Annotated in this window: 24 protein-coding genes and 1 tRNA gene; 7 read left to right on the top strand and 18 right to left on the bottom strand. The window is 36.5% G+C overall.

Annotated features, from left to right (window positions below; translation table 11 throughout):
• The first annotated feature begins 4 nt into the window (after positions 1-4).
• On the top strand, positions 5-2,974 hold the full coding sequence (locus NU09_RS05665; RefSeq protein WP_129750289.1) for a hypothetical protein: 2,970 nt from the start codon (positions 5-7) through the stop codon (positions 2,972-2,974).
• Positions 2,975-3,035: 61 nt separating this feature from the next.
• On the opposite strand, the gene NU09_RS05660 is transcribed toward NU09_RS05665, so the two are convergent.
• Positions 3,036-3,872 (bottom strand): hypothetical protein, encoded by an 837-nt coding sequence (locus NU09_RS05660; RefSeq protein WP_129750288.1) that lies wholly within the window; start codon positions 3,870-3,872, stop codon positions 3,036-3,038.
• A gap of 114 nt (positions 3,873-3,986) precedes the next feature.
• On the opposite strand from NU09_RS05660, the gene NU09_RS05655 reads away from it, so the two are divergent.
• Positions 3,987-4,226 carry a hypothetical protein gene (locus NU09_RS05655; RefSeq protein WP_129750287.1) on the top strand — a complete coding sequence of 80 codons (240 nt, stop codon included), beginning with the start codon at positions 3,987-3,989 and terminating at the stop codon, positions 4,224-4,226.
• Entirely contained in the window at positions 4,226-4,471 is a 246-nt protein-coding gene (locus NU09_RS05650; RefSeq protein WP_129750286.1) for a hypothetical protein, read from the top strand. The genes NU09_RS05655 and NU09_RS05650 overlap by 1 nt, the downstream gene beginning before the upstream one ends.
• Before the next feature lie 5 nt (positions 4,472-4,476).
• Here the strand turns inward: NU09_RS05650 and NU09_RS05645 are convergent, their stop codons facing one another.
• The 6 genes from NU09_RS05645 to NU09_RS05620 form a co-directional block, all read right to left on the bottom strand.
• Complete coding sequence (locus NU09_RS05645; protein WP_129750285.1) at positions 4,477-5,052, bottom strand: Crp/Fnr family transcriptional regulator; 576 nt, start codon at positions 5,050-5,052, stop codon at positions 4,477-4,479.
• 92 nt (positions 5,053-5,144) lie between these two features.
• Positions 5,145-5,882: an SDR family oxidoreductase gene (locus tag NU09_RS05640; RefSeq protein WP_129750284.1), complete on the bottom strand. Its 738-nt coding sequence runs from the start codon at positions 5,880-5,882 to the stop codon at positions 5,145-5,147.
• A gap of 117 nt (positions 5,883-5,999) precedes the next feature.
• Positions 6,000-6,689, bottom strand: coding sequence for an SIMPL domain-containing protein (locus NU09_RS05635; RefSeq protein WP_129750283.1), 690 nt, complete (start codon positions 6,687-6,689; stop codon positions 6,000-6,002).
• Between the two features lie 24 nt (positions 6,690-6,713).
• Entirely contained in the window at positions 6,714-7,820 is a 1,107-nt protein-coding gene (locus NU09_RS05630) for a hypothetical protein (RefSeq protein ID WP_129750282.1), read from the bottom strand.
• Positions 7,821-7,824: 4 nt separating this feature from the next.
• Positions 7,825-9,291: a hypothetical protein gene (locus tag NU09_RS05625; protein WP_129750281.1), complete on the bottom strand. Its 1,467-nt coding sequence runs from the start codon at positions 9,289-9,291 to the stop codon at positions 7,825-7,827.
• 2 nt (positions 9,292-9,293) lie between these two features.
• Positions 9,294-10,310 carry a serpin family protein gene (locus NU09_RS05620; RefSeq protein WP_129750280.1) on the bottom strand — a complete coding sequence of 339 codons (1,017 nt, stop codon included), beginning with the start codon at positions 10,308-10,310 and terminating at the stop codon, positions 9,294-9,296.
• Positions 10,311-10,531: 221 nt separating this feature from the next.
• Here NU09_RS05620 and NU09_RS05615 point away from each other — a divergent pair, with 221 nt between their 5' ends.
• From NU09_RS05615 to NU09_RS05600, 4 genes are all read left to right on the top strand, one after another.
• On the top strand, positions 10,532-11,197 hold the full coding sequence (locus NU09_RS05615; protein WP_129750279.1) for a hypothetical protein: 666 nt from the start codon (positions 10,532-10,534) through the stop codon (positions 11,195-11,197).
• Entirely contained in the window at positions 11,176-11,730 is a 555-nt protein-coding gene (locus NU09_RS05610; protein ID WP_129750278.1) for a hypothetical protein, read from the top strand. The genes NU09_RS05615 and NU09_RS05610 overlap by 22 nt, the downstream gene beginning before the upstream one ends.
• Before the next feature lie 5 nt (positions 11,731-11,735).
• Positions 11,736-12,830 (top strand): MBL fold metallo-hydrolase, encoded by a 1,095-nt coding sequence (locus NU09_RS05605; protein ID WP_165357668.1) that lies wholly within the window; start codon positions 11,736-11,738, stop codon positions 12,828-12,830.
• A 323-nt stretch (positions 12,831-13,153) separates the two neighbouring features.
• Positions 13,154-14,272, top strand: a complete 1,119-nt coding sequence (locus NU09_RS05600; RefSeq protein ID WP_129750276.1) for a Clp protease ClpP — start codon at positions 13,154-13,156, stop codon at positions 14,270-14,272.
• Between the two features lie 47 nt (positions 14,273-14,319).
• On the opposite strand, the gene NU09_RS05595 is transcribed toward NU09_RS05600, so the two are convergent.
• From NU09_RS05595 to NU09_RS05545, 11 genes are all read right to left on the bottom strand, one after another.
• Entirely contained in the window at positions 14,320-14,907 is a 588-nt protein-coding gene (locus NU09_RS05595; RefSeq protein WP_129750275.1) for a hypothetical protein, read from the bottom strand.
• Between the two features lie 90 nt (positions 14,908-14,997).
• Positions 14,998-15,735 carry a DUF3307 domain-containing protein gene (locus tag NU09_RS05590; RefSeq protein WP_129750274.1) on the bottom strand — a complete coding sequence of 246 codons (738 nt, stop codon included), beginning with the start codon at positions 15,733-15,735 and terminating at the stop codon, positions 14,998-15,000.
• Positions 15,732-16,376: a hypothetical protein gene (locus tag NU09_RS05585; protein WP_129750273.1), complete on the bottom strand. Its 645-nt coding sequence runs from the start codon at positions 16,374-16,376 to the stop codon at positions 15,732-15,734. Before NU09_RS05585 ends, NU09_RS05590 begins: the two co-directional genes overlap by 4 nt.
• Before the next feature lie 126 nt (positions 16,377-16,502).
• The gene (locus NU09_RS05580) at positions 16,503-16,778 is read right to left on the bottom strand and encodes a hypothetical protein (RefSeq protein ID WP_129750272.1); all 276 of its coding nucleotides are present in this window, start codon (positions 16,776-16,778) and stop codon (positions 16,503-16,505) included.
• Positions 16,779-16,916: 138 nt separating this feature from the next.
• Positions 16,917-17,426: a lipocalin family protein gene (locus NU09_RS05575; protein WP_129750271.1), complete on the bottom strand. Its 510-nt coding sequence runs from the start codon at positions 17,424-17,426 to the stop codon at positions 16,917-16,919.
• 90 nt (positions 17,427-17,516) lie between these two features.
• Positions 17,517-17,981, bottom strand: coding sequence for a lipocalin family protein (locus NU09_RS05570; protein WP_129750270.1), 465 nt, complete (start codon positions 17,979-17,981; stop codon positions 17,517-17,519).
• 349 nt (positions 17,982-18,330) lie between these two features.
• Positions 18,331-18,699 (bottom strand): hypothetical protein, encoded by a 369-nt coding sequence (locus tag NU09_RS05565; RefSeq protein ID WP_129750269.1) that lies wholly within the window; start codon positions 18,697-18,699, stop codon positions 18,331-18,333.
• Positions 18,700-18,727: 28 nt separating this feature from the next.
• The gene (locus NU09_RS05560; RefSeq protein WP_129750268.1) at positions 18,728-19,219 is read right to left on the bottom strand and encodes a hypothetical protein; all 492 of its coding nucleotides are present in this window, start codon (positions 19,217-19,219) and stop codon (positions 18,728-18,730) included.
• A gap of 51 nt (positions 19,220-19,270) precedes the next feature.
• On the bottom strand, positions 19,271-21,094 hold the full coding sequence (locus NU09_RS05555) for an ATP-dependent nuclease (protein ID WP_129750267.1): 1,824 nt from the start codon (positions 21,092-21,094) through the stop codon (positions 19,271-19,273).
• A gap of 191 nt (positions 21,095-21,285) precedes the next feature.
• The gene (locus NU09_RS05550; RefSeq protein ID WP_129750266.1) at positions 21,286-21,639 is read right to left on the bottom strand and encodes a hypothetical protein; all 354 of its coding nucleotides are present in this window, start codon (positions 21,637-21,639) and stop codon (positions 21,286-21,288) included.
• 477 nt (positions 21,640-22,116) lie between these two features.
• Positions 22,117-22,192, bottom strand: a tRNA-His gene (locus NU09_RS05545).
• Positions 22,193-22,307: the final 115 nt, after the last annotated feature.

The raw sequence follows: 22,307 nt of genomic DNA, 5'->3' as shown, positions 1-22,307 counted from the left end.
ATAAATGGCAGAAAAAATTGTAATTGCACAACTCGACATTGATGTAAAAAGCCTTGTGGAGGGAGCCAATGAAGTAAGGGAAGCTATAAAAAAACTTAAAAACAAAATAGATGACCTCATAGCTTCGGGGCAGGCATCTTCCCAACAGTTTAAAGACATGAAAAAAGAGCTTGCCAAGCTTAACGAAGCATTAGGCCAACAGGCTAAAGCTATTAAAGATGCAGCCAAACAATCAGAAAAACTTAGTGAGGCTCACGATTACCTGGCAAAGTCAGCAAAAAATGCTGCCGGTAAACAGGCAAGCCTTACTTCTTCGGGACAAGAGTCATCACAACAGTTTAAGGAATCTAAAAAAGAACTTGGCAAATACGTTAAAGCGCTCGAGGATCAGGTTGAAGCCACTAAAAAAGCTATTAAACAAACGGATAACCTCAGTGAATCTCACGATGACTTGGCAAAATCGGCAAAAAAAGCGGCTAAAGAGCAGGATTCCCTTAGCGACTCGGCAGACGATGCCTCTTCAAACCTAAAAAAACTGTCAGGAGCAATAACATCTGTAAAAACAGCTTCCGATCAAAGTTCAGGAAGCCTTAAAGAAGGGGGCAAAACTTTTTCGGAATATAAAAAACAGACTATAGATGCTTTTCAGAGTATTAATGTTTTTAACGGCGGCATAAAAGGGTTAAAACAACGTGCACAGGAAGCAGGCGGAATGGGACCCCTTTTAAAAAATGCATTTAAAGATATTAGTGAAGGTATAGGCGGAATGACAAAAGCATCAGATGCCTTTACTGCTACACCTATAGGTGCCATATTAAAAGGGATTAATTTAGCCATAGACTTTTTAAACAAAGCTTTTAAAGATTTCAGGCCTGTTATGGATAAGGTAGCACAGGTTACTGCAGCTGCGGGTGCTGTTTTTGATTCCATTAAAAACTCCCTGCTCGACCTTATAAACGTGTTTAACGGCTCTAAGTCCATATTAAGTTGGTTTACCAATGCAGGAGAAGGTATGGCAACTGCTGCACAGGAAGCCTATGAGCTTAAAAAAGCGCAACAGGAACTGGCCGACAGTATGGCTTTACAGGAAATAAGAAATGCCGAAGCCCAAAAAAGCATTGAAGAGTATACACAGGCATCGGAAGATCAAACCAAATCGGAACAGGAAAGACTGGAAGCTCTTAAAAAAGCCAATGAAACAGAGAGTAAAAATCTTACCGAAAGGAAAAAACATTCTGAAGATGCGTATCAGCAAGCCATAAAAGCAATAAAAGCAGGAAGTAACCTTACTAAAGAGGAAATTAAAAACCTTGAAACTAAGGGATATGAATATGCACAACATCTTCAGGAAACCAAAAGCATAAGTCAGGAAGAAATAGATGCGCTTAAGGAAGCACAGCTTAACAGGATTGCTCTTCAAACGGAAGAACAGCAGCTTACCAAAAAACATTTTGATAATATAAACACCCTTAACGAAAGCTTTACCCAAAAACGCGAAGAAGAACAGAAAAAAAGGGAACAGATACAGCAGCAGGCTATGGATAAGGCACTGGAAAGACAGCAACAGCTTTTAGACCTTTTTGAAGCCGAGAACAGTGAAAAAGCAAAAACGCTTCAGCAGAAGATTGCCTATGAGCAGGAATATGCAAAAAAGTCTATAGCCCTGCTTGATGAAGAGCTTAAACAAAAGAAAATTAGCCAACTGGAATATAAAACAGCAGTTATTAATATACAGAAAGAACTGGGAGAAAAAACCTTCAAAGCCACACAGGGGTATGTTAATGCCGAACTGGAATTATGGAAACAGGAGCATCAAAGTAAAATTGACGGGGCACAGGTATTAACCGATGCGTTAATAAAAGAGGAAGCTAAAAGGCTTGAAGAACTCAGGCAAAAAGAAATTGATGCACTGTTTACCGGGACAAACCTTGATGCTGAAACACTTGAAAACAAACGAGCTAATAATGAACAGCTTTCACAGCAGGAAACAGAATATTATACTGAGCTTTTAAGGATTAGGCAGGAGTATGACGAAACCATAAAAGCTAACGATGCAGCTCTTGTACAATCTAATAAAGAACAGAAACAAAATGAGATTCAAAATGAAGTACAGGCAATACAGGAAAAAGCCGCAGCAGCACAACTGGATTATGAAGTAGATAAAGCTAATGCACAAAGCCAGTATGAGCAGGAACTTATTGATGAGAACGCACGCTATGCTGCCGAAGTTGCCAAACTGGATGAACGAAAAGCACAGGGATTAATAAACGAACAGCAGTATAACGATCTTCTTAAAGCCGAAGCACAAGAGCACGAAGATAATGTAGGCGATATTAAGGAAGCTGCTATGGAACGTAAGCTAAGCCTGGCTTCGTCTACCTTTGGTAATATGAGTACCATTTTAGGGAAAGAAAGTAAGGCGGGTAAGGCAATGGCTGTGGCACAGGCTACTATAGACACTTACCAGTCGGCCGTATCGGCATTTAAGTCACTATCGGGAATCCCTATTGTGGGTCCGGCACTGGGTGCAGCAGCAGCAGGTGCAGCCGTTGCTACCGGACTCGCCAACATTAAAAAGATAACCTCTACTAAAACCCCTAAAGCCGAAAAAGGTGCTTTGTTTAGCATAGGCGGACAAAGGCACAGTGCGGGCGGTACACTTTTTACCGGCGAAGACGGTACCCGCTTTGAAGCCGAAAAAGGAGAACTTATAGGTGTTATGAACAGAAATGCGGCACGCCACTTTATGGCGTTTAATAACACTTTCCCTGCCGGCAGAAGCGGTTCTGGTAATTATTTTGAAAGCGGAGGTATAGTATCGCGTGAAATTGCACCGTCTCAAATAAACATGCAGGAACTGGCTAACCTAACTGTTCAGGCAGTAAAAAGTATTCCGCCACCTGTGGTTGCCGTAGAGGATATTCTTACTCAGGGCAACAGTTATGTACAGGTTAGGGACAATGCTAACTTTTAATACAAACAAAAAGGCTTTAGCAAATGCTAAAGCCTTTTATTTTTATACCTGTACAAAGCAATTACAGCTTGTTTTTTTCTTCAATGGTTTTAAAAGAACACTCAACAACACCTCTTATTATTTCTCCATGCATACTGGGAATATCACTATTAACAGGTGTTTTTTCCTTTCCGAAAATAATAGTGGTTATAATGTTTTCGGTAAAAAGTTTTTTCTCTTTATCCGTAGTTATTTTATATATGCAATTTTTGTGTTCTCTGCTACCGTCGTTTAATTTTCCATCAAGTTTTATATTAGGTAACTCCAGTTTTTCACCATTATCAAAAATAACAGTAACTCCTTTACTGGCTGTAGTAGGCATAGCCAGCATAAGATCTACCTCCAGTTTGTCTGTTTGAATATTATTATGTAACCATACTATTACACCCCAAATACTTTTTGTCATCTTGCTCATTTTCTTACCTTCATCTAGTCCGGGCTGAAAATATTCACAATAAAAACCTTCAGGTAAATCAAGGTCTCCTTCTACTTCAAAATAGTATTCAGATTTGTCATATTTATTAAGCTCATAGTAAATAATCTCACCTTCAGCAGACTCCAGTTTTAATATCTCAGGATACTTAGTGTCATTTGACACTACTTTAAACACCTTGTTTTCAAGAGAGTCAGCAGACGATTTTTTATAATCAATTTTACTATACGTCTTCATTGCTAAAGCATCAGTGTAAAAATTGGGGTAGCCTTTATCTCTAAATTTCTCGGGAAGAGGTTTTACCTTAACCGTTTTACCGATTAAAATTTCGGGATGATTGTTAGGGAAAATTTCTGCTCGTCTTGTTTCCTGAGCACTTACAACTAAACTAAATAATAAGGCAAATAATAAACTAAGGTTTTTCATTTTGGCGTGATTTAAATTTAATAAGATTATTTTGGCCAAATATATAAGATTATTTTCTAATAGCAGAGATTTTTTTTATTTTTGCTTTAAATATTTGACTACACTTTTTATCTCTTGATAAATGAAATACTTAGTGGCTGGAAAAACTTTTTAACCCGGCCCGAAGTAACCGAAAACACAGCCCGCCACCGCGCAAAACTGTGTGCCGCCTGCCCCAATGCGAAAAGAGGGAAACTGCTTGCTTTTATAAAAGACGACCTTACCGAAATACAGGGAAACTATTGCAACCTGTGCAAATGCCCGCTTTCGGCAAAAGTGCGCTCTAATGATATTTGTCCGATAAATAAATGGTAATGACCCGCTATGAAATTCTCCTTAGCCTGGGCGAAAACTTTGTAAAACTGGTAGGCAAAAACCTCATCCCGGTACATGTACTGGACTGGAAAGTATATTATGAAGCCTACCTTAAGGAAACCGAATACCACAAAAAGCATTTTAAGAAAGTGCGCAAAACCCACATGATACAGCTTATTGCCGAGAACTATAACATTACCGAACGTACCATGTTTAATGTGGTTTCGTTTATGGAAGGGAAATAACAGCCTTAGCGGATGTTTTTCCTTATACGGCTAAGCGAGTGTTTTGTAATACCTAAATAGGAAGCGATATACTGCAAAGGCACGCGATTAGCGAGGTTAGGAAACTTTTCCAGAAAGCTAAGGTAACGCTCTGTTGCATCCTGCGGAAACATATTGCTAAGACGTTCCATTTTTTGGGCAAGACCCTTTGTTGTGATTTTGTAGATCATGGCATCCCATATCATTATAGTGTCCGACAGGTTTTTCATGGCATCCTTAGAGAGTATAAGTACAACACTATCGGTTACGGCCTGCACGTACCTTGTACTGCAAACCCCCGAATTATAACTTTCTACATCTACCATAAAACTATGTTCGCTTACAAAATGTTTAGTGACTTCATTACCCTGTTTGTCATAATAGCAAACCCTGAAAATACCATCAAGGGTAAAGGCTATTTCGCGGGCTACCTGCCCTGCCTCCATAAAATAGTCCCCTGCTTTGTAGGTCCTCTCTGTAACCGATGCTTTTATAAGATCTGTTTGCTGTTTATTGAGGTCTCCAAACTGAAGTAAAAAGTCAATTAAAGGCTGTGTATCCATCGCTATGCTGTTGCTTATATAGTTGTAAAGGTCTTAATAAATTTAATACCATAAAAATACAGCATCCCCTTAGCGGAGATGCTGCTTTAGTATTACCACGGGCTTATCTCAGTACCGTCTGTAATGTCGTGAGAAAAGTAATGTCCCGTTGGTGCATCGGCACCGGTATCAGTATGTTTAATAACAAATGCCGCCGACGCCTCCGGACTAAGCGGACCGCTGTTATGGTTAAACTCTGTAGAGGTATAACCCGGGTCTATCGCATTTACCTTAAAAGATGTGTCTTTAAGCTCGTAAGCCAATACAATGGTATAGGCATTTAATGCCGATTTAGAAGGGCCGTATGCTGCGCCTTTTACCTGATAATATTTCCAACTCGAATCTGAATGCAGGGTTAAGGATGCCAGCCCCGAAGTAACGTTTGTTATCCTTGGGCTCTCTGACTTTTTTAATAACGGAAGAAAAGCCTGCGTAACGCTTATAACCCCAAACAGGTTGGTTTCAAACACCTCTTTTATAATTGATAAAGATGTGTTTTGTGCATCCTGTTCCATTCCGCCAAGTATCCCTGCGTTATTGATAAGGATATCCAGTTTGCCTTTCTCCTTCTCTACCCTTGCCTTTGCCTTAGCAATAATTTCTGCATTGGTAACATCCAGTGTTAGGGCTTCAATATTTGTAAAGCCTTCTGCTTTTAGCCCTTTAACAACCTCCTCACCTTTTTCGGCATTTCTGCTGCCCAGGTAAACAAAGTGTCCTTTTTTTGCCAACTGTTTTGCCATTTCAAGGCCTATGCCTCTTGTGGCTCCTGTAACTAATACTGTTTTCATTTTTTAATTGATTTTTATTTACAGCAAAGTTCATCCTTTAAAAAAGCTTAGCAGTTGCCAAATGACAAAAACAAAAAAAGAGGCTTTAGTGAGCCTCTTTTTTTAACCTGATATATTTTATTCTAAAGCAAATACCGTATTGACCTCTACAGAAAACAAGAGTTTTTCAAACTCAGTAGGTATCGGTTCATAGGAAGAAGACCTCCCTTTAGTTATTACTACTTCCTCTAGCAATGCAGCTTTATATAAACTTTCCGATTTAAAAGACTTATCGGTTATAAAAAGTGCCTTTCCTAATTTACTCCCTGCAGAGGTAGCCATTAAGCTGGCATTTTTACATGCTCTTTTAATCGCTTTCAGCTTAAGCTCCATAATTAGCTCTTCCTTTTTAGAGTAGTCTTTTTTTTCTATATGCACATTAGAAATGTCCTGCTGTTCTAAAGCGGCAATAACTTTTCCTGCCATAACAGCATCGTGTACCTCTAGCGTGTACATTTTTGTTTTGTTTATTTTTTGACCCGAAAGAAAATAGCGTTGGTACTCACTATCCAGTGTACCTAAAGTCAAATCTTTTTTTGTATCAATACCCAGCGCTTTAAGTGTGGTTTCCATATCTTTTTCCATGTCTTCCACCGCTTTTTTGCCTCGGGAGTCACCTTCCCTAAGGGTTATTTTAAGCTTAATAATATCGGGCATTATTAATGTATCAGCGGTTGCACTTGTGGTTATAAACGGCTGATCTATAAAATTCTTTTGTGCAAAAAGGCTGCTGCAGGCCATTAGCATTACTAAAAACATGTTCTTCATAATTTATGGTTTTATAGTTTGTGATTAGTTTTTTACTTCGGTTAAGCCAAATTCCCTATCGTTTATGTAATCTTCTATGGCAATCCGTATCCTTTCATCTTCATATTTTTCACGATATACCTGAACAGTAAACTTAGAATTGTCATAAACCCGACTTTCGGTTTCTACACTCTCATATGTTACCTGATAATCTGTCCAATTATAATCCGTCTCTTTATCATAAGTCCAGGGATTTGCTATAAGCCTGCCACTAAATTGGCTTTTTATGACTGTTCCCTCTTTCTCGGTAAAGGTATAATCTATATAGCCTCCGGTTCTTTTTGCTTCAAGCATACAATCGCAAACAGCAATAGACTTAAAAGTATAAGTTTTACCTTCTTCAAGTATGTTAGGAAAAGTTAGTTTTTCTTTTTTATATTCATAAGAACCTTTTTCCCTTATTTTACGTTCAATAAACTCCCATAACGATTTATCAGCATCAATTTCTGTAACACTTGAAATGTTAACCTGAGATTCTCTCCCTCCATAATGCCCGTATCGCTTTCCATAAGTTCGAATACCTTTAACCTTCAAATATATTCCCTTATTAAAAGAACTTTTAATGCCTAATCCCCTTTCTCCATTAACATAAATATTTTCTATAATATTTTCATCAAAAAAAGGCCATGCATCTCCTTGAAATTCTTCATTTTCAAACCATACAAATGTATGTCCCTCAAATGGGCCTGTATAGTAACCTTCTTTCTCAAAGTATTCCAGTCGCTCTTCACCTTCCTTTAATTCTGTTTTATAAACCTGATGTTTTTTTAAATAATCTTCCAATAGGAGATTATTATCAGATACTGCAACCTCATCGGCTTCAATTTGGTAGAGTATAGAATAGGTTGTGGCAAAAAAGGGCTTTTTAATTTTCTTGCCTTTAACCCTAATCAGGGCAGTATTATTAAAGTTTTCAGGAAGTTTTTTACCATTTAACTTAAGAAAAAACGGTGCGCTGACAAGGCTGTCCTGTAACGGAAAAAACAAATGCTCTTCTCCGTTTACCTTATAAAACCCTTCTAACTCTTCACTCTCCTGCCCGTAAAAACAAACATAAACAAACAACAATAATAATGTAAGGTGCTTTTTCATAGGTTTAGTTTTTTACTTCGGTAAGTTCCATAGTTATCGGCGAAGTATTATAATTGTTTTTAATGTCTATTTTTAGGTTACCCTTTTCGTCTTTTTCTCTTAATACATATAGTGTAAGCAGCGATTTGCCATTAACATACCTGTCGGGTTCAGTACTTTCATAGCCCTCTCTATACCAGGAGTCGGGTTCTGTGGAAGAAACAAATACATAATACCACGGGTTTAAAACAAGCTTACCTTTAAATTCAGTCACTTTTTTACTCTCATCGGTAGCTGTAAATGTATAATGTATATAGCCTCCCTTTCTTTTAGCTATTAACATAAAGCTGTGTCCGTCTTTTTGTCCCTTAAAAGTATATTGCTTGCTTTCCTGTAAGGTAGAAGGAAAAACTTCCTTTTCATCGTCTTTACCAAAAAAGCCCCTCTTTGCAACTATTTCTGCCTTATAATCCCATAAGGTTTTAGAAACATCAACCTTTTCTATATCCCAAATAAAATATCTGTACATAAAGTGGTTATTAAATGCATTAGGATCATCATAGATACGTAAACCCTTAGCTTTAATAAGTATACCGTGAGTAAGGTACTCCTCATGGACTTCTCTAAGGTGGGGTACAAAAGTGGTTATAAATTGCAGCTTAGGTATCTTTTTAATAGCGTTGCTAAAAATCACCCCTCCTGTATTTACCAGGTCGCCGTTTTCCAGAGCCGTTACATACATCTGTTCGTTATATTCGTAGTTTGTGCTTAAAAACAGTTCGCCTTCAAAATATTCGGCCTGTTCCTTTTGAATTGGTTCCGGCTTTAACCCAGACTGCTTTTCAAGATAGTCTTCTAAAAGCTGATTGTCATTTGTAAGGGTTACTTCGGTTGCCAGTATTTCTTTCCATGATTCATACCCAAAAAAATAAGGATACATATCAGGTTCCGGATAAGGTATAAATCCACTTGAAAGCCTGCCCTTAACCTTGATAAGTCTGCCACTTGTAAATCCTTTAGGTAGAGAGATATTATTATCTGAGAGGATAAGTACCGCCGGTGCTGAAAGTTTTCCATCTTCCAACTTAAAAAATGCTAAGCTGCCATTGTATTCAATACAAAAACCCTGTGCATCAAAAGCTGTAGTCTTTTTAGTTAATCCTATTAATTCAAGGCCTTGTTTTGTAGCAATAATGTCTGCCGTATAGGTCCTGTCTATCTTCAGTATTTCGTTAACCGTAAAACGTCCGTCAGCATCTGTAAAGCCTTCAAGTTCTATATAAAAAGGAGTATACTGAAATAAATTTCTAAGTCTTTGGGTCATTTCATCATTCTTCAAAATCAACTCCACTTCTTTATAATTCACCCCATTACCTTTATACAAAATAGGATAATCATTATCGTAAGCGTTTATATAAAAACCATTTACAACTTCCTGCCCGTAAAAACAAACAGAAACAAACAACAATAATAATGTAAGGTGCTTTTTCATATTCATTTATTTTTAACCAAAAGTTCGGTATTCTCTACCCATACCGCCAGATACGGATTCATAGTGTCGCTTCTAAGCAGTAACAGGAAAGGCTTGTTTACAAACATTCTCTTAGGCTTTGCAGGTACAATACTGTCTACCGCTATCGCAGCTTCACTTTGTACCTCAGCTCCTTTTTCATCTAACCTGAATTTGGTATGCTGATACACCTCTGCCACTGTATGTGGTTTTTTACCGCTTTGGGTTGTAAAGGTGTTATTAATCAGTTCAGGGTAATCATAATCGATATCGAAATCTATTTTAGGGATAACCAAAAAATCAAGTTCACTAAACTTGGTTTTTAAAACCTCCTTTTCAATTTCCTCGGCTGTGGAAGGTTTATTTAAAGTATAAACAACGTGTTGTATAGCGGCTTCCAGAGTCTGAGGCCTTTTTGAGGGCATCCAAATCAGTATCTCGTGTTTTGGATCTTTAGGGTTTAAACGGACAATAAAATCACTGTCACTGTTATACTCCAATATGTCTGCCCTAAATTCATATTCCCCACCACGTATGCAAAAGGCTTCTACTTTAGTACCGTTAAAAACAAAATCGCCATTATAGTTATCCATAGGATACTCAAATGGCAACTGCTTACTAAAAGATGCCGAAACCTCTATGGATCCTGTTAGTTCATTAATATGAGTAGTTGTTTTATAATCTATATTGGTAAACACATTTTTTACAAAAAAGCTATGCTCGTTAAGTCTTTGCAATTGCGGAAAAGAATCGCTAACCGTTATTTCTTCGCCTATAGCCTCTCCTATTTTTGTCCATGCATAAGGTAACGATGCACAGTATATGGCATTTTTACCCGTAAGGGTATTATCTGGTGAAGCAAAAAACTCTGTATTCTTTAGGTCAGTCAGGTGGGTTATGGAAGTCGTATTCCCTAAAACCGGTTCTTCTCTTTTCTCCTCCTGTTTACAGCATACAAACAGAAGTGCCAAAAGCGGCATTGTAAGGCGTAGGGATTTCATGGTTTGCGTTATTTGGTTGTTCTTCAAATATAACGCAAAATGTTAAAATTTTATTACTGAAAAAGTCGCTTCAGTAAAAACCTAAAAACTCCCGTATATTTGTTTACAATAATATAAAATTAAAACTATTTAGAATAAATAAAAATTAATTAAATTTGTCTGTAGTTTACATATTTTGTTATATTTACTAATAAGATTTTATCACTAATAAAATCCAAAAAATGTCAAAAAAAGAAACAGAAATATACAATTTTAATGCTGTAATAATAGGAAATTTTAATCCTGTAATAATAACTCCACAATGGATGTTAAATAAAGGATTGATTCGTGAAACTGAAGCAGAAAATGCTAAAGTCATAATTATTCACCCTGAAATCTGTCGATTTGAATTAGACTGGTTGATTTTTGAAGCATCTCAAACAAGAATAGATTTTAAAACAAAAAGTGAATCTCATTTTGAAATTTTAAGAGATTTAATTATCAGTATTTTTTCAGCATTAAGAGAAACTCCTCTTGTTTCATTTGGCTTAAATCATTTAAGACATTATACTCTTAGAAACACTGAAGAGTATATAAACTTCGGGTATTGGTTCTCACCTGTTAATCAATTTGAAAATGTTCTTAGGAATCCTAAATTACTTAATATAACTTTTTTAGAACAAGGAGATATTGACAAAACTGACCAAGGAAGATATCGAGTCACAATTTCTCCATCGGATTTAATATCTGACAGTAAATCAATAATGATTAATATTAATCATCATGTAGAAAATATACCAAACGGTGAAGCAAAACATTTAATTAATAAATTAGCCGAGATTTGGGAATCCTCTTTTAATAAAGTAGATGAAATAAATTCAGAAATATGGAACAAAGTACAGCTTTAAATAAATCTTTGAATAGTGCAGCGTGGTATGAATTTGATTCTCAAAACGAGAGCAAAAATGAATTATTAATATCGATAATCGATAATTCCATAAAAAAATATAGTACGTGTTTAGATAAGGATATTAATGATTCTGAATCAAAAGAGGATAAAAATACTATTAAGTTAGATTTACCAAACCTAGATTCATATTTTGAGATACCATCTCCTAAAAAATTCTCAAAAAAAGTCCAGAAGTGGAAAGGTGTCGTGGATAAAGTTAATGAAGATTCATTTACAGCTAATGTTTTCGATTTATCTGATGATACAACTTATGAATATGGCGAATTTGATATAAATGAAATATCGCCAGATGATTTAAAGCTTTTAGATAATGGATCCATTTTTTATTGGACTGTTGGATATTTTATGGATAATGGACAAATAAGTAAAAAATCTGAAATAAGATTTCAAAGATTAATCGAGTTAAGTGAGGAAGATATTAATGAAGCAAATGATAATATCGAAAATTTCTTTGGCAATTTATTAAGTTAAAAAAATTGCTAGAAATTGCACCAAATAGTAATGAAGTAGAAGTGTCATTAATTGGCACTGGAGGAGGATATGGTGAAAGCATTGTGTTGAAGCTTTCAAAAAATGATTGGATAATAATTGATAGTTGTATAAATCCTAAAAATAAAAAGCCACTGCCCTTAGAGTACCTAGAAAGTATTAATGTGCATCCAGAAAACATCAAACTTATAATATGTACTCACTGGCATGATGACCATATCAAAGGTTTATCTAATATCCTCTATAAATCTGAAAATACTTCTTTCGTAACATCTTTAGTAAGAGATTTAAAACAATTTTTATTGTTCATTTCCTTAGATCACCAAAAATCTATAAAGGGCGGAATGCGATCAACTGAAGAATTCGGAAAATGCTTACAAATATTAAACGATAGAAATAAAAAAATTGATTATGCAATTTACAATCAATTATTATACAGAAATATTGAAGATAAATATACTTTTGAACTATATTCATTATCTCCATCTCCAAAAACAATTGATGATTTTCAAGGAGAAATAAGCACCTTAATTGATAATTATGGCAAAAGAAGTTTTAGACCCACATATAATAGTCCTAACGAAAAATCAGTGGCATTATTACTTAAATTTAATGATCAAAGAATCATTTTAGGCTCTGATTTAGAAATAGGAAATAATGAAGAACAGGGGTGGTTGCATATTATCAAAAACTCATTAGTTTTTGATAATGAAAAAGCAAAAATATTTAAACTTCCGCATCATGGTAGTCAAAATGGCTATCATAAAGATCTTTTTGATAAATATATAGATTCTAATCCAATCTTAAAACTTACACCTTGGAATAAAAATACTATTCTACCTACAGCTGAAATGATAAAGATTTACAATCAACATTCTAATGATATTTATATAACATCTAAAATCATTTCTAATAGTAAACCCAAAAAAAAAGATAAATCAATTGAAAAAATAATTAAACGCTTTTCAATAAGTCTTAATGAGGTTAAATATAACAAAGGTATTATTCGTTCAAGAATAGATTATACAAATCCTGAGTCAAATTGGAACACAGAAATATTTGAAAGTGCCATAAAAATATAAGTTTACTGAAAAAGCCGCTTCAGTAAAAACCTAAAAACCCGCCGTACCTTTGTACTGTAAAAATGAGACAACAAAAGTTACTTGGTCTTAGTAACTAAAAATCTCCCCTCTAACCTCATACAGCTTGTCATGTCGACCGCAGGGAGACATCTCCTAATTTAAAATCTAAAATTCAGAATTTAAAATAGTTGAAGATTGCTTTGTGCCTCGCAACAACACACCCTACCCTCACACTGATTACTGATTACTGAACGCTGCATTCTCAGTCTGTCATCTATTATCTCACTTCTCAATACTTAATACTTAATTCTCATCACTATGAAATGACAGGAAACATTTACATCTCCGGCCAGATAGGCTCTTTTGACGGAACTCCCGGCATAGCGCTTATAGACGTTGTAAGCCAGGTAAAAAAACAGCCCAAAGCCACTGCTTTTAACGTACACATTAACTCTGAGGGCGGACTCGTAGATGTGGGTTTCGACATCTACCACTACCTTAAATCGCTGGGCAAACCCATAACCACCATAGGTAGCGGTATAGTAGCCAGTATAGCAACCGTAATATTTATGGCAGGCAACAAAAGGCTTATACGTGAAAACACTCCGTTTATGATTCACCTGCCCTGGGGCGGATCTATGGGCACTGCCGACGAGCTTACACAGTTTGCCGCACAGCTAAAAAGTATAGAAAAAAAGCTGGTAAACTTTTACAAAGGTGCGCTCAATATAGAAGAGCAGGCCATACTCCCCCTACTTAAAAACGAAACATGGCTTACAGGTAATCAGTTAACCGATTTGGGCTTTACCACCTCGCAGCAGGTAGCCATAGCTGCAAAAGCATATTTAAAATCTAATACTATGACCAAATTTACCGAGAAAGACAGGCACTGGATGGAAAGCCTGTTTACAAAAGTGCTGGCAAAGTTTAAGCACAGCAACATGTTTAACAAAGTGGTACAGGATGCCACAGGAACCGAAATCGATTTTACAGAACTGGAAGACGATGCCGTAATAGAAATAGGGCAGCTTGCAACTGTAGACGGACTTCCTGCAGAAGGTGAGTTTATAATGCCCGATGGCTTTACCTACATTTTTAAAGAAGGTGAACTTACCGAGATTATTGAACCCGAAGAAGATGCACCTGCCGAAGAAGCCGCTGCACTAAAGGCAGAAAACAGAAAGCTTAAAAAACAGGTTACCAGCAACTACAGCCTTATCCTCTCCTCTTTTATTACCCATACCGATGCAGCCATTATAACCGGATACAAACGTAAATGGTTTTTAGGAAAGGAAACACTTACTACCGACATTACCTTCTCAAACCCTTATATTGAGGTGAACCAACTCTCCTCTGCTCAGGTTAGCATAAGGCAGCCTTTGTATAAAAAATGGTATATATGGTTAGGGATGGGTATAGTTGGCGGACTGCTAATAAAATAGCTTTAATAAAAAAATCCTGTTCGAAATGAACAGGATTTTTTTATTTCTTAGAACATAAAACCGAGTTTTATACCGGCACGTGGTGCCCATTCATCTACATTTTTGTTGTCTATATCTCCTTTTCCTTTAATTTCTATTTTCCATGTAGCACCTATAAAAGGATCTACCGTAAAGTTACCAAAAACCATCTTGTAACCTAACTCCGGGCTAAAGAAAGAGAAATAGCTGTAATTACCCTCAAATTTGCCTTCCAGGAAATCCTGATCAAACCTGATGTTACCGTAAGACAGGTAGTTACTTGTATAAAGCCCTTCCGGTTTATCGCCTTTGCTGTAATACTGTCTGGATCCTATTTCTATTACACCACCCTGTCCGTTAATGTTGTTTCTAATACCACTGTCATACTGCATTACGCCAAAAGAAAGGTTAACAAGCTGAGTACTTTTTTTAGAGTGGCCATGACCACACATTAGTCCTTCAAATTCAAACGAAAGTCCAAATTGAGAAGGGTCAGAGAACATACCCATACCGCTTATGGTAGTCACTTTTTTGGGCGCATTGCTGCTGTCGGTATTATTCTGTGCAAAAATTAACGAAGTAGCTGCTAAAGCCACAATAGTAAAGAGTTTTTTCATTTTGTTGGTTTTTTAGATTGATAATTGTTTTTATGATTAAAACAGCATTTCCAAGAATAATGCCGAAAATTATTTTTAACACTAAAAAACTTATCCGAACATAAGCATCCAGCGGATAACGATACCCGCTACTATGGCAACACCGTAGCTAAGCATGGTACCTAAAAGCACATACTCGCTCTTTTTATCTTCGTTTTTGGTAGAAAAGCGTATTATACTTTTACCGGCTATTAAAAAGCCTATTGCACCATATTCCTCCAATAACATAAAGGTGAATATGATAACACGTTCTGATACACCTATCCAAAAACCGTTACGGTCACTTTTGCCTTCGGGGTTATCACCTAACTGCTGTAATTTTCGTGTGGCAATCCCGATAAGGAAACCCAATGGTGAGGTCATAAACAGATAGCCTAACAATACCAGGCTCCATTTATAATCGGTAAACGGAATAAGCACCAGTTGATACAGGTTTCGGAAAAGTGAGAAGTAAGCTGCCCAAATTATAAGTATCACAAAAAAGTGAATCTTCTGGTCGGCTATAAAAAGATAGGAGTCCTTTATTTTTCCTTTATTCTTAAGCGTAATCTTAACACCATCTGTAATATAGTGCAGTACAGCTATAAGCCCGCTAAGGATCCACCAACCGCTAAGTACTGCCGATGTTATATATACTATACCTATATGAAAAAGCATGTATTTTGAGAACCATTGTTTGTTCTCTACCATCTTTTTAGACTGAAAAACAAAATCGGCAAGCAGGTGTGCCATCAGCAAACGTATCAGCAGGTTACCCTGCTCTGCTGTAAATAAACTTGTTTCTATCATTTATAAAGGTTTTCGAAATAGTCCAGATAATCGGAAAAAACACTCCAGTTTGCCGCATTGGCATGTTGGTTTACGGTAGACTGAGATACACCCAGTTTTTTGGCAATATCATCTTCTATATGCCCCAGCAGCTTGTTGTATAACACCCGGCATTGTGCTGCTGTAGTACTGTTTATAAGTGCATCCAGCAATTGTGATTCTATTTGCAGCGAATTGTTATTACCATCGGCAGTGGCAAAGGCAAAATGACGGCGTGCCCCTTTAAGTTCGTCCAGTGTGCGCCCCGAAAGCTGAAAAGCCTCTCCGTTAGAAAGTGCAAGTGTATCACTGCCCGACTCTATAGGGCCTATACCCACAGCCATACGCACATCATAAATCTTCGGGCTCTTTTTGCCTGCCTGTTCCCGGTCTTTTTCCACACTTCGGGTAAAGGTTTTAATAAGCAGCGCTACACGGCAGGCATACTTAATCTCATCGGTTTTTACCTGAAACGCATCGCCCCTGTACCATTCGCTTTTTAGTGGGTACTTTTTACCTATCTCCTTAATAGCCTGCTGTATTTCGGCATACAGCCTTTGCCTCTCGGGAGGGTTAATATGTGTAGATTGTATAATGTCCGACGTTATAACTCCTGCTACCATAATTGGTTGTATTTATCTCAAAGATAGCAATTTAATTTTAATATAAGTTATTTTACTTATAATTATTAAATATCGGTATAAAAACTTATAATTAGACAGTATAGTGTTTTTAGCTAATACGGAAGCTTATTTAACCCTTCCGTAATCGTCAACACATTTTTTAGCGTGTTCTTTAGCTATGGCCTGTATTCGGCGCATGGCTTCCCTATCTGCTGCGAGGTTATTGCCGTGAGAAAATATCTCCACTACCCTTTCAAATTCGCTTTGTATAAGAGCAAAAAAGGTTTCGAGCTTGCCGGTGCCATGATAGTTGGTTTTATACTGCATAGAAAGTTCGCCTATAACATCCTGGCAGGCACAGTGAAACCTGCTCTCCAGCTCGGTATAGTCTATCGCGTCCATGTTTTTTGTGTGTAATTGGTTCGTGTTAAAGATACAAATTTTCCGTCTTTTTTTAACATTAAGGTTTAAAAAGCAAAAGCCCCGCACAAAAATGTGCAGGGCCTTAAACATCTATTGAATTGATTATTGTTTCCTTAATTAATCTATTATAGGAGTTTCTTCAAAAGGAACCTGCTTCTCTACCTGAACGTCAAAGTTTTCAAGCATTCCGCTGTTTCCAATACCAAATCTCCACTCCAATACAAAGCTTTCAACTTCTTCTGTTTCAGGATCATCTTCCTGAACAACTACCATGTGTGCTTTTTCCTGAATAACCTCTTCGGTATCATTATCAAAAATAAGCGTTAACACATTTCCGGTTTTGGTATAAGTACCACCATAATAAGGCAGCTCTTCACCACAATTGTGCTCTACGGTAAAGGTGTTGTCTTCTAAAAAGGTAAAGTACACGTCCTGTTCTGTTGGTGTTTCAAGCTCGCACCCTAAAGGGAACTCTTCACCATCATAAGACACTGCAACAACTTTCCATTCTCCTAGCACATCGCCGGTGTACGGGTCATGTAAACCGTTGTCTACATTTTCAACATCGTCGTCTGAGCTGCAGGCAAAAGCCAATGCAACAAACAATACTGCAACCAGTTTTTTCATAGTTTTTTGTTTTTAAATAAATACAGGTTGCTAATCTAAACGAATGATGTGAAACAATGTATTAACGATTTCTTAAAATTTAACTAAAAGTTATATTTTCTGTACCTCAAGCTTATATCCTCCCAGCATGGCTTGGTCACTACCAATACCAAAAAACCTAAAGGCCAGTGTATTACTATTCTCATCGGTATCGGTCATGTGGGCTGTTTCTTTTAACTCGCCGTTGCCCATAGTAAGTGTTAGCACATGACCATCTGTAGTATAGGTGCCTTCGTTATACGGCAAAGCCTCATTACAATTGTGCTCTACGGTAAAGGTATTATCGCTGTAAAAGGTAAAAAGAACATCCTGATTAGGCGTTTCAGGTTGTGTACACCCTAACGGAACATGGTCGCCATCGTACTCATAAAGGGCAACGGTTTTCCAGGTGCCTACCACATCGCCGGTAAAAGGCATATGTGCAGCATCCTGCGGCGCATCATCATCGTCGCAAATTGCAGAGCAGGCACATATACCCGCAATGCAAAAGGCTGCAAGTAGTGTTTTAAGGTTCATGGTGGTAAAATTGTTTGTTTATGTATGCCTAAATTATAAAATCCTGCTTACATAAACCGTCAAGGTTTTACTAAAATTTTACATATAGCTTATAAGATTATGCAATACTTAATGAGGAAGCAGTTGTCAGTATTCAGTGTTCAGTAGCAGTAGGCAGCAGATAGCCACGTCGTTCCTCATCGCAATGACAGTAGCGGTTGTCATGTCGACCGCAGGGAGACATCTCAATTCGTAATTTGAATTTCATAATTAAACAGACACACCCCTAACCCCTCTCAACAGGGGAACTTACTCATAACCTGTAAAAGATTGCTTCGTAAACTCGCAATAACAGGAATATTAAACAAGGTTACTCCCTAAGACAGCCATAAACATTATATCCGGCAGAAACAAAAAATCCGTGGCGGGAAACGCCGTCTATATCATTAAAGGAAATCTCTATACAGGGATCGTTAGAGTGGTTTACCTGATCTATTATAGCCGAAAAAGTCCCCTGGGTAATACAGTAATCTTCTACAGAGCCACCATTGCAATTGGTTTGCACGGTTACTGCTTTTAAATCAGGATTCTCGTCATAATACGGACCATCATCTTCGTCGTCGTTAACAATATCTATAACAGTATCTATGGCATCAGCATCGTTATCGGGGTCGTTGTCCAGCAGTTCGCAGGAAACAAGCATAAACGGAAGCAGCAGTAAGGTAATTGCTTTTTTCATTTGGTTTGGTTTTAGTAAGGTGATTATTTTACCAGCCGTCTCTGGCAACTATTTTTTCAAAAAGGTAAGTAAAGTACTGGTCAAAGTAGCTTAGGGCACGCTCGTAGGCATCCCTGTCGCGCACCTGCCCGTCTTTTATAATTTCTCCGTTTACCGGAAGTACCAACATTATATCATCGGGATCATAATAATCCAGTTTAAAGATAGTAACCCTATAGCGTCCCTCTTTAAACTCTACCATACCGGTACACTGTCCGCCCTCAGAAAGGAAGTACGGAGACATTCTGTAGCCAAAGTTCTTTAAATCGTCTGAAGTATAGTTAATGCAAAAGTCTACCACATTGTAGTTAAAGTCGGCAAACTGGCATTTTCCGGTAAGCTTAATTTGTTTCATCATCTCCTCCGGCATTACCGTGCCGGGAAACACCTTTTCCCAAACCAGGTTGTTTTTTATAATGCTGAAGTTATGTTGGCCAAAGCCCAGCAACGGAAACAATAGCAATAGTAGCAGTTTTTTCATAACATGCGTTTAATTGGTTTTCAATTAACTGCACATCAAATAGTTTGCCAATTAATTTGGAATTAAAGCTTTCAAACTTTGGTAAACTAACATAAATTCATCTTCTGTGCCATCAAAAAAAGTTGATCTAATTTCTGCAAACGTTAGTCTATCAAAAAAAATTCCGCAGACCTTTTTACCTCCTAATCGAATACTATGAGGGTTTTGGATACAAATTTGTTTTACATTATCCCAATCCCCGTAATTAAGATCTGCTCCAGGGACTAAACTGTTAAGTTTACTAAATGGTATATAATTTTCGATGCTTCTTTTCTTACTAATTCTGAAATCTATTTCATCTCGAAAACCAGCAGTAATAAGTTTTGTGTAATTAGGTGAAATTTGTGAAGCATTATTTTTATCGCTATCCTGAAAAATATAAAAGGGTTTTCCTAATTTATTTAGTAAATCTAAAGTTACCCAATGCTTAATACTATCACATCCTCCCACTGGTATAATAGCTATCTCTAAATCATTGAAATCAGCATCAATTAATCCATTAGCTTTATATTCTTTAGCTATATGATGAAAAGCATTAGCATCATCAATACCCTCAACCAATAATAATGCTTTTGCTTTATCAAAAAGTGAAACAAACTGATTATCAACACTTATACCTAAATCATTAGCAATAGGAAGAATATCTTCGATGTTTTGCTCAGCAATATAGCCATGTTTAGTTTTTTTTATATGTATAATATCATTCTTTTCCGTTTTAGCTACTATTATAGGTGAATGGGTAGATACTGCTATCTGATACCCATTCTCTAACATATTTTTTAATTTGTTAAAAAGTTTTTCTTGTGCAGATGGATGCAAAAAGGTTTCCGGCTCTTCAAAACCGAAAATAATGTTTTGTTTATCAGATTTATCCTGTTCAGCCAAATATTCAAAATAAGCCATCATGGTTATCCTTCTAAAACCATCACCTCTACCACTCAATGGTATATCAACACCATCATTTAAACTTTTAAATGATGTACTAATCAATTTTGTCCAATCAAATGAAATGGAAGCCTTGACTTCTTCTTCAACATCAACAACTCTATTTATTTTATCAGTAATATTTTCTAATATTTCTGAAAGTTTGTTTGTTACATGACGTTCAACATCAGAGATATCAATTTCTTGTGAAATAGTTTTATAGCTAATTCGTTTAAAAAAATTCTGGATAGCTGTTTCATTTTCAGATAATGATGTATCCGCTTTAAAATATTCAAAAGCAGGTAATACTTTTTTTATCTCTTCATATATAGTTCTTATTCTACCTTTTCCTGCAGAAGGTATATTTTCATATAAATATCCATAGCCAATATGATTAGCATGATTAAAGTCGCGTATTTTTTGTCTTTTTTCTGGATTATTAAATTCTTCATTATTTGCCTTTTGTGTATTTATTTGATGTTTTCCACATAGAGCTATTAATTGAGGTTCTGTTAAAAGTAAACAATCATTATCATCATATTTTTTTCTAATTATACTAACTTCGGAAGAAACTCTGGATTTACTAACATCCCACTCTTTTTTAATTACCAATAAATTTTCATGACTTAAAATTTCTTCTATTTCGAAAGTAGTTTCAACAGACTCATCTATAATAATTTGTACATTTTCAGATTTAAATGATAGTTCTACTGATATAATTTTTGATTCAGCTTTATTATTTAAATCTTCTAATTTAGGAGAATTATCATTTAAAAAAAGATCCAATGCTTTTAGAATAGTTGACTTTCCTGCATCATTTTGTCCTACGATTACATTAAAATCATTAAAATTTAATGTCACTATACCCTCAATTCCTTTTAAATTACCAATAGAAACCTTCACTAATCTCATAATCAACAAATTAAATTTATATTTATAAAAATAAGACTATTAAAAATAAATCAATCAGGTAAAATTGCTTAATTATAAAAAACAGGTATATATACCTAAACAAAAACCCCTTAGCGTTCACTAAGGGGTTTTATATTTTATGGTTTAGTTTTCTCGACTACTCTGCGTTTCGCTCGAAATGACAAAAAAAATTAGTTTCCAAAAAACTCAATCTTCATAGTGCCTCCTGCAATAGAAGCTACTTTTGCATACACTTTGCCTTTTTTTACTTTTTTGCTAAGTTCCTTGTCGGTTATCGTGGCAAGCGGGCTCTCGTGGTTAGCGTCCTGTTTTGCAAATACCTGTACCGTTGTACCGTCTGCCTGGGCTACAAGGTCCAGTTTTTCGGCATACCTAAGTCCAAACTGCTCAATAAGCTCCTGTAGGTTACTGCTGTATTGCGGTTTGTTTCCGGGCTTTATATAGTTGGTATTTCTTTTACTCCATTCGCGGGACACAAAGTAGGCAAGTACAGCGCCTGCTCCCAGTATTAAATATAACTGCATAATTGTAAATTTTTTCAAAAGTAAAAATTAAGGCGATATAACAAACAAAATGAGTGAGATTTTAGAGGTGTTGAGTATTCAGTAGTGATAACACAACCCTGCCCCTCTCAAGAGGGGAACTTACTCATTACCTTTAAAAGATTGCTTCGTCATGCTTCCTCTCAATGACATAGATTTCTCCACTACACTATGTTTCGGTCGAAATGGAAGAGCAGAGTGAAGCTACGGCATAGGGCTCTGTGGCGTGAAGAAAATTATGAGCGAGGCGTTAAAGAGCATTCGGTGTTTGAGGCGACAGCCGAGTTCGAATGGTTTAGCCAACCGCAGGGAGACATCTCAATATTCGTAATTTGAAATTCATAATTAAACAGACACACGCCGGCTTCGCCACCCCTCTCAAGAGGGGAACTACTGACTCAACCTCAAAAAAGAACAAAAACAAAAAACCCTTAGATTTCTCTAAGGGTTTCTATTTAGGGGTGAATGATGGGTCTCGAACCCACGACCTTCGGAACCACAATCCGACGCTCTAACCAACTGAGCTACAATCACCATCTGTTTTGCGAGTGCAAATATAGAACAAGTTTCATTTCTTTGCAAATAAAAATTTCATTTAGTGAAACTTTTTTCACAATAATTTTATAAGCATCTGAATGCCAAACCCCTTA

Source organism: Flavobacterium beibuense, from assembly GCF_004151245.1.
GTDB classification, from domain to species: Bacteria; Bacteroidota; Bacteroidia; order Flavobacteriales; family Flavobacteriaceae; genus Flavobacterium; species Flavobacterium beibuense_A.
The sequence above is the reverse complement of the archived record's forward strand: the minus strand, read 5'-3'. Positions and strand labels throughout refer to the sequence as shown.

Excerpts from the sequence above, each read along its gene's own strand:
- NU09_RS05575 (WP_129750271.1), bottom strand. The coding sequence starts at position 17,426 with ATGAAAAAACTGGTTGCAGTATTGTTTGTTGCATTGGCTTTTGCCTGC.
- NU09_RS05640 (WP_129750284.1), bottom strand. The coding sequence starts at position 5,882 with ATGAAAACAGTATTAGTTACAGGAGCCACAAGAGGCATAGGCCTTGAA.
- NU09_RS05600 (WP_129750276.1), top strand. The coding sequence starts at position 13,154 with ATGACAGGAAACATTTACATCTCCGGCCAGATAGGCTCTTTTGACGGA.
- NU09_RS05615 (WP_129750279.1), top strand. The coding sequence starts at position 10,532 with ATGTCAAAAAAAGAAACAGAAATATACAATTTTAATGCTGTAATAATA.
- NU09_RS05560 (WP_129750268.1), bottom strand. The coding sequence starts at position 19,219 with ATGAAAAAACTGCTACTATTGCTATTGTTTCCGTTGCTGGGCTTTGGC.
- NU09_RS05590 (WP_129750274.1), bottom strand. The coding sequence starts at position 15,735 with ATGATAGAAACAAGTTTATTTACAGCAGAGCAGGGTAACCTGCTGATA.
- NU09_RS05570 (WP_129750270.1), bottom strand. The coding sequence starts at position 17,981 with ATGAACCTTAAAACACTACTTGCAGCCTTTTGCATTGCGGGTATATGT.
- NU09_RS05595 (WP_129750275.1), bottom strand. The coding sequence starts at position 14,907 with ATGAAAAAACTCTTTACTATTGTGGCTTTAGCAGCTACTTCGTTAATT.
- NU09_RS05585 (WP_129750273.1), bottom strand. The coding sequence starts at position 16,376 with ATGGTAGCAGGAGTTATAACGTCGGACATTATACAATCTACACATATT.
- NU09_RS05580 (WP_129750272.1), bottom strand. The coding sequence starts at position 16,778 with ATGGACGCGATAGACTATACCGAGCTGGAGAGCAGGTTTCACTGTGCC.
- NU09_RS05550 (WP_129750266.1), bottom strand. The coding sequence starts at position 21,639 with ATGCAGTTATATTTAATACTGGGAGCAGGCGCTGTACTTGCCTACTTT.
- NU09_RS05660 (WP_129750288.1), bottom strand. The coding sequence starts at position 3,872 with ATGAAAAACCTTAGTTTATTATTTGCCTTATTATTTAGTTTAGTTGTA.
- NU09_RS05610 (WP_129750278.1), top strand. The coding sequence starts at position 11,176 with ATGGAACAAAGTACAGCTTTAAATAAATCTTTGAATAGTGCAGCGTGG.
- NU09_RS05665 (WP_129750289.1), top strand. The coding sequence starts at position 5 with ATGGCAGAAAAAATTGTAATTGCACAACTCGACATTGATGTAAAAAGC.
- NU09_RS05650 (WP_129750286.1), top strand. The coding sequence starts at position 4,226 with ATGACCCGCTATGAAATTCTCCTTAGCCTGGGCGAAAACTTTGTAAAA.
- NU09_RS05630 (WP_129750282.1), bottom strand. The coding sequence starts at position 7,820 with ATGAAAAAGCACCTTACATTATTATTGTTGTTTGTTTATGTTTGTTTT.
- NU09_RS05620 (WP_129750280.1), bottom strand. The coding sequence starts at position 10,310 with ATGAAATCCCTACGCCTTACAATGCCGCTTTTGGCACTTCTGTTTGTA.
- NU09_RS05555 (WP_129750267.1), bottom strand. The coding sequence starts at position 21,094 with ATGAGATTAGTGAAGGTTTCTATTGGTAATTTAAAAGGAATTGAGGGT.
- NU09_RS05625 (WP_129750281.1), bottom strand. The coding sequence starts at position 9,291 with ATGAAAAAGCACCTTACATTATTATTGTTGTTTGTTTCTGTTTGTTTT.
- NU09_RS05565 (WP_129750269.1), bottom strand. The coding sequence starts at position 18,699 with ATGAAAAAAGCAATTACCTTACTGCTGCTTCCGTTTATGCTTGTTTCC.
- NU09_RS05645 (WP_129750285.1), bottom strand. The coding sequence starts at position 5,052 with ATGGATACACAGCCTTTAATTGACTTTTTACTTCAGTTTGGAGACCTC.
- NU09_RS05635 (WP_129750283.1), bottom strand. The coding sequence starts at position 6,689 with ATGAAGAACATGTTTTTAGTAATGCTAATGGCCTGCAGCAGCCTTTTT.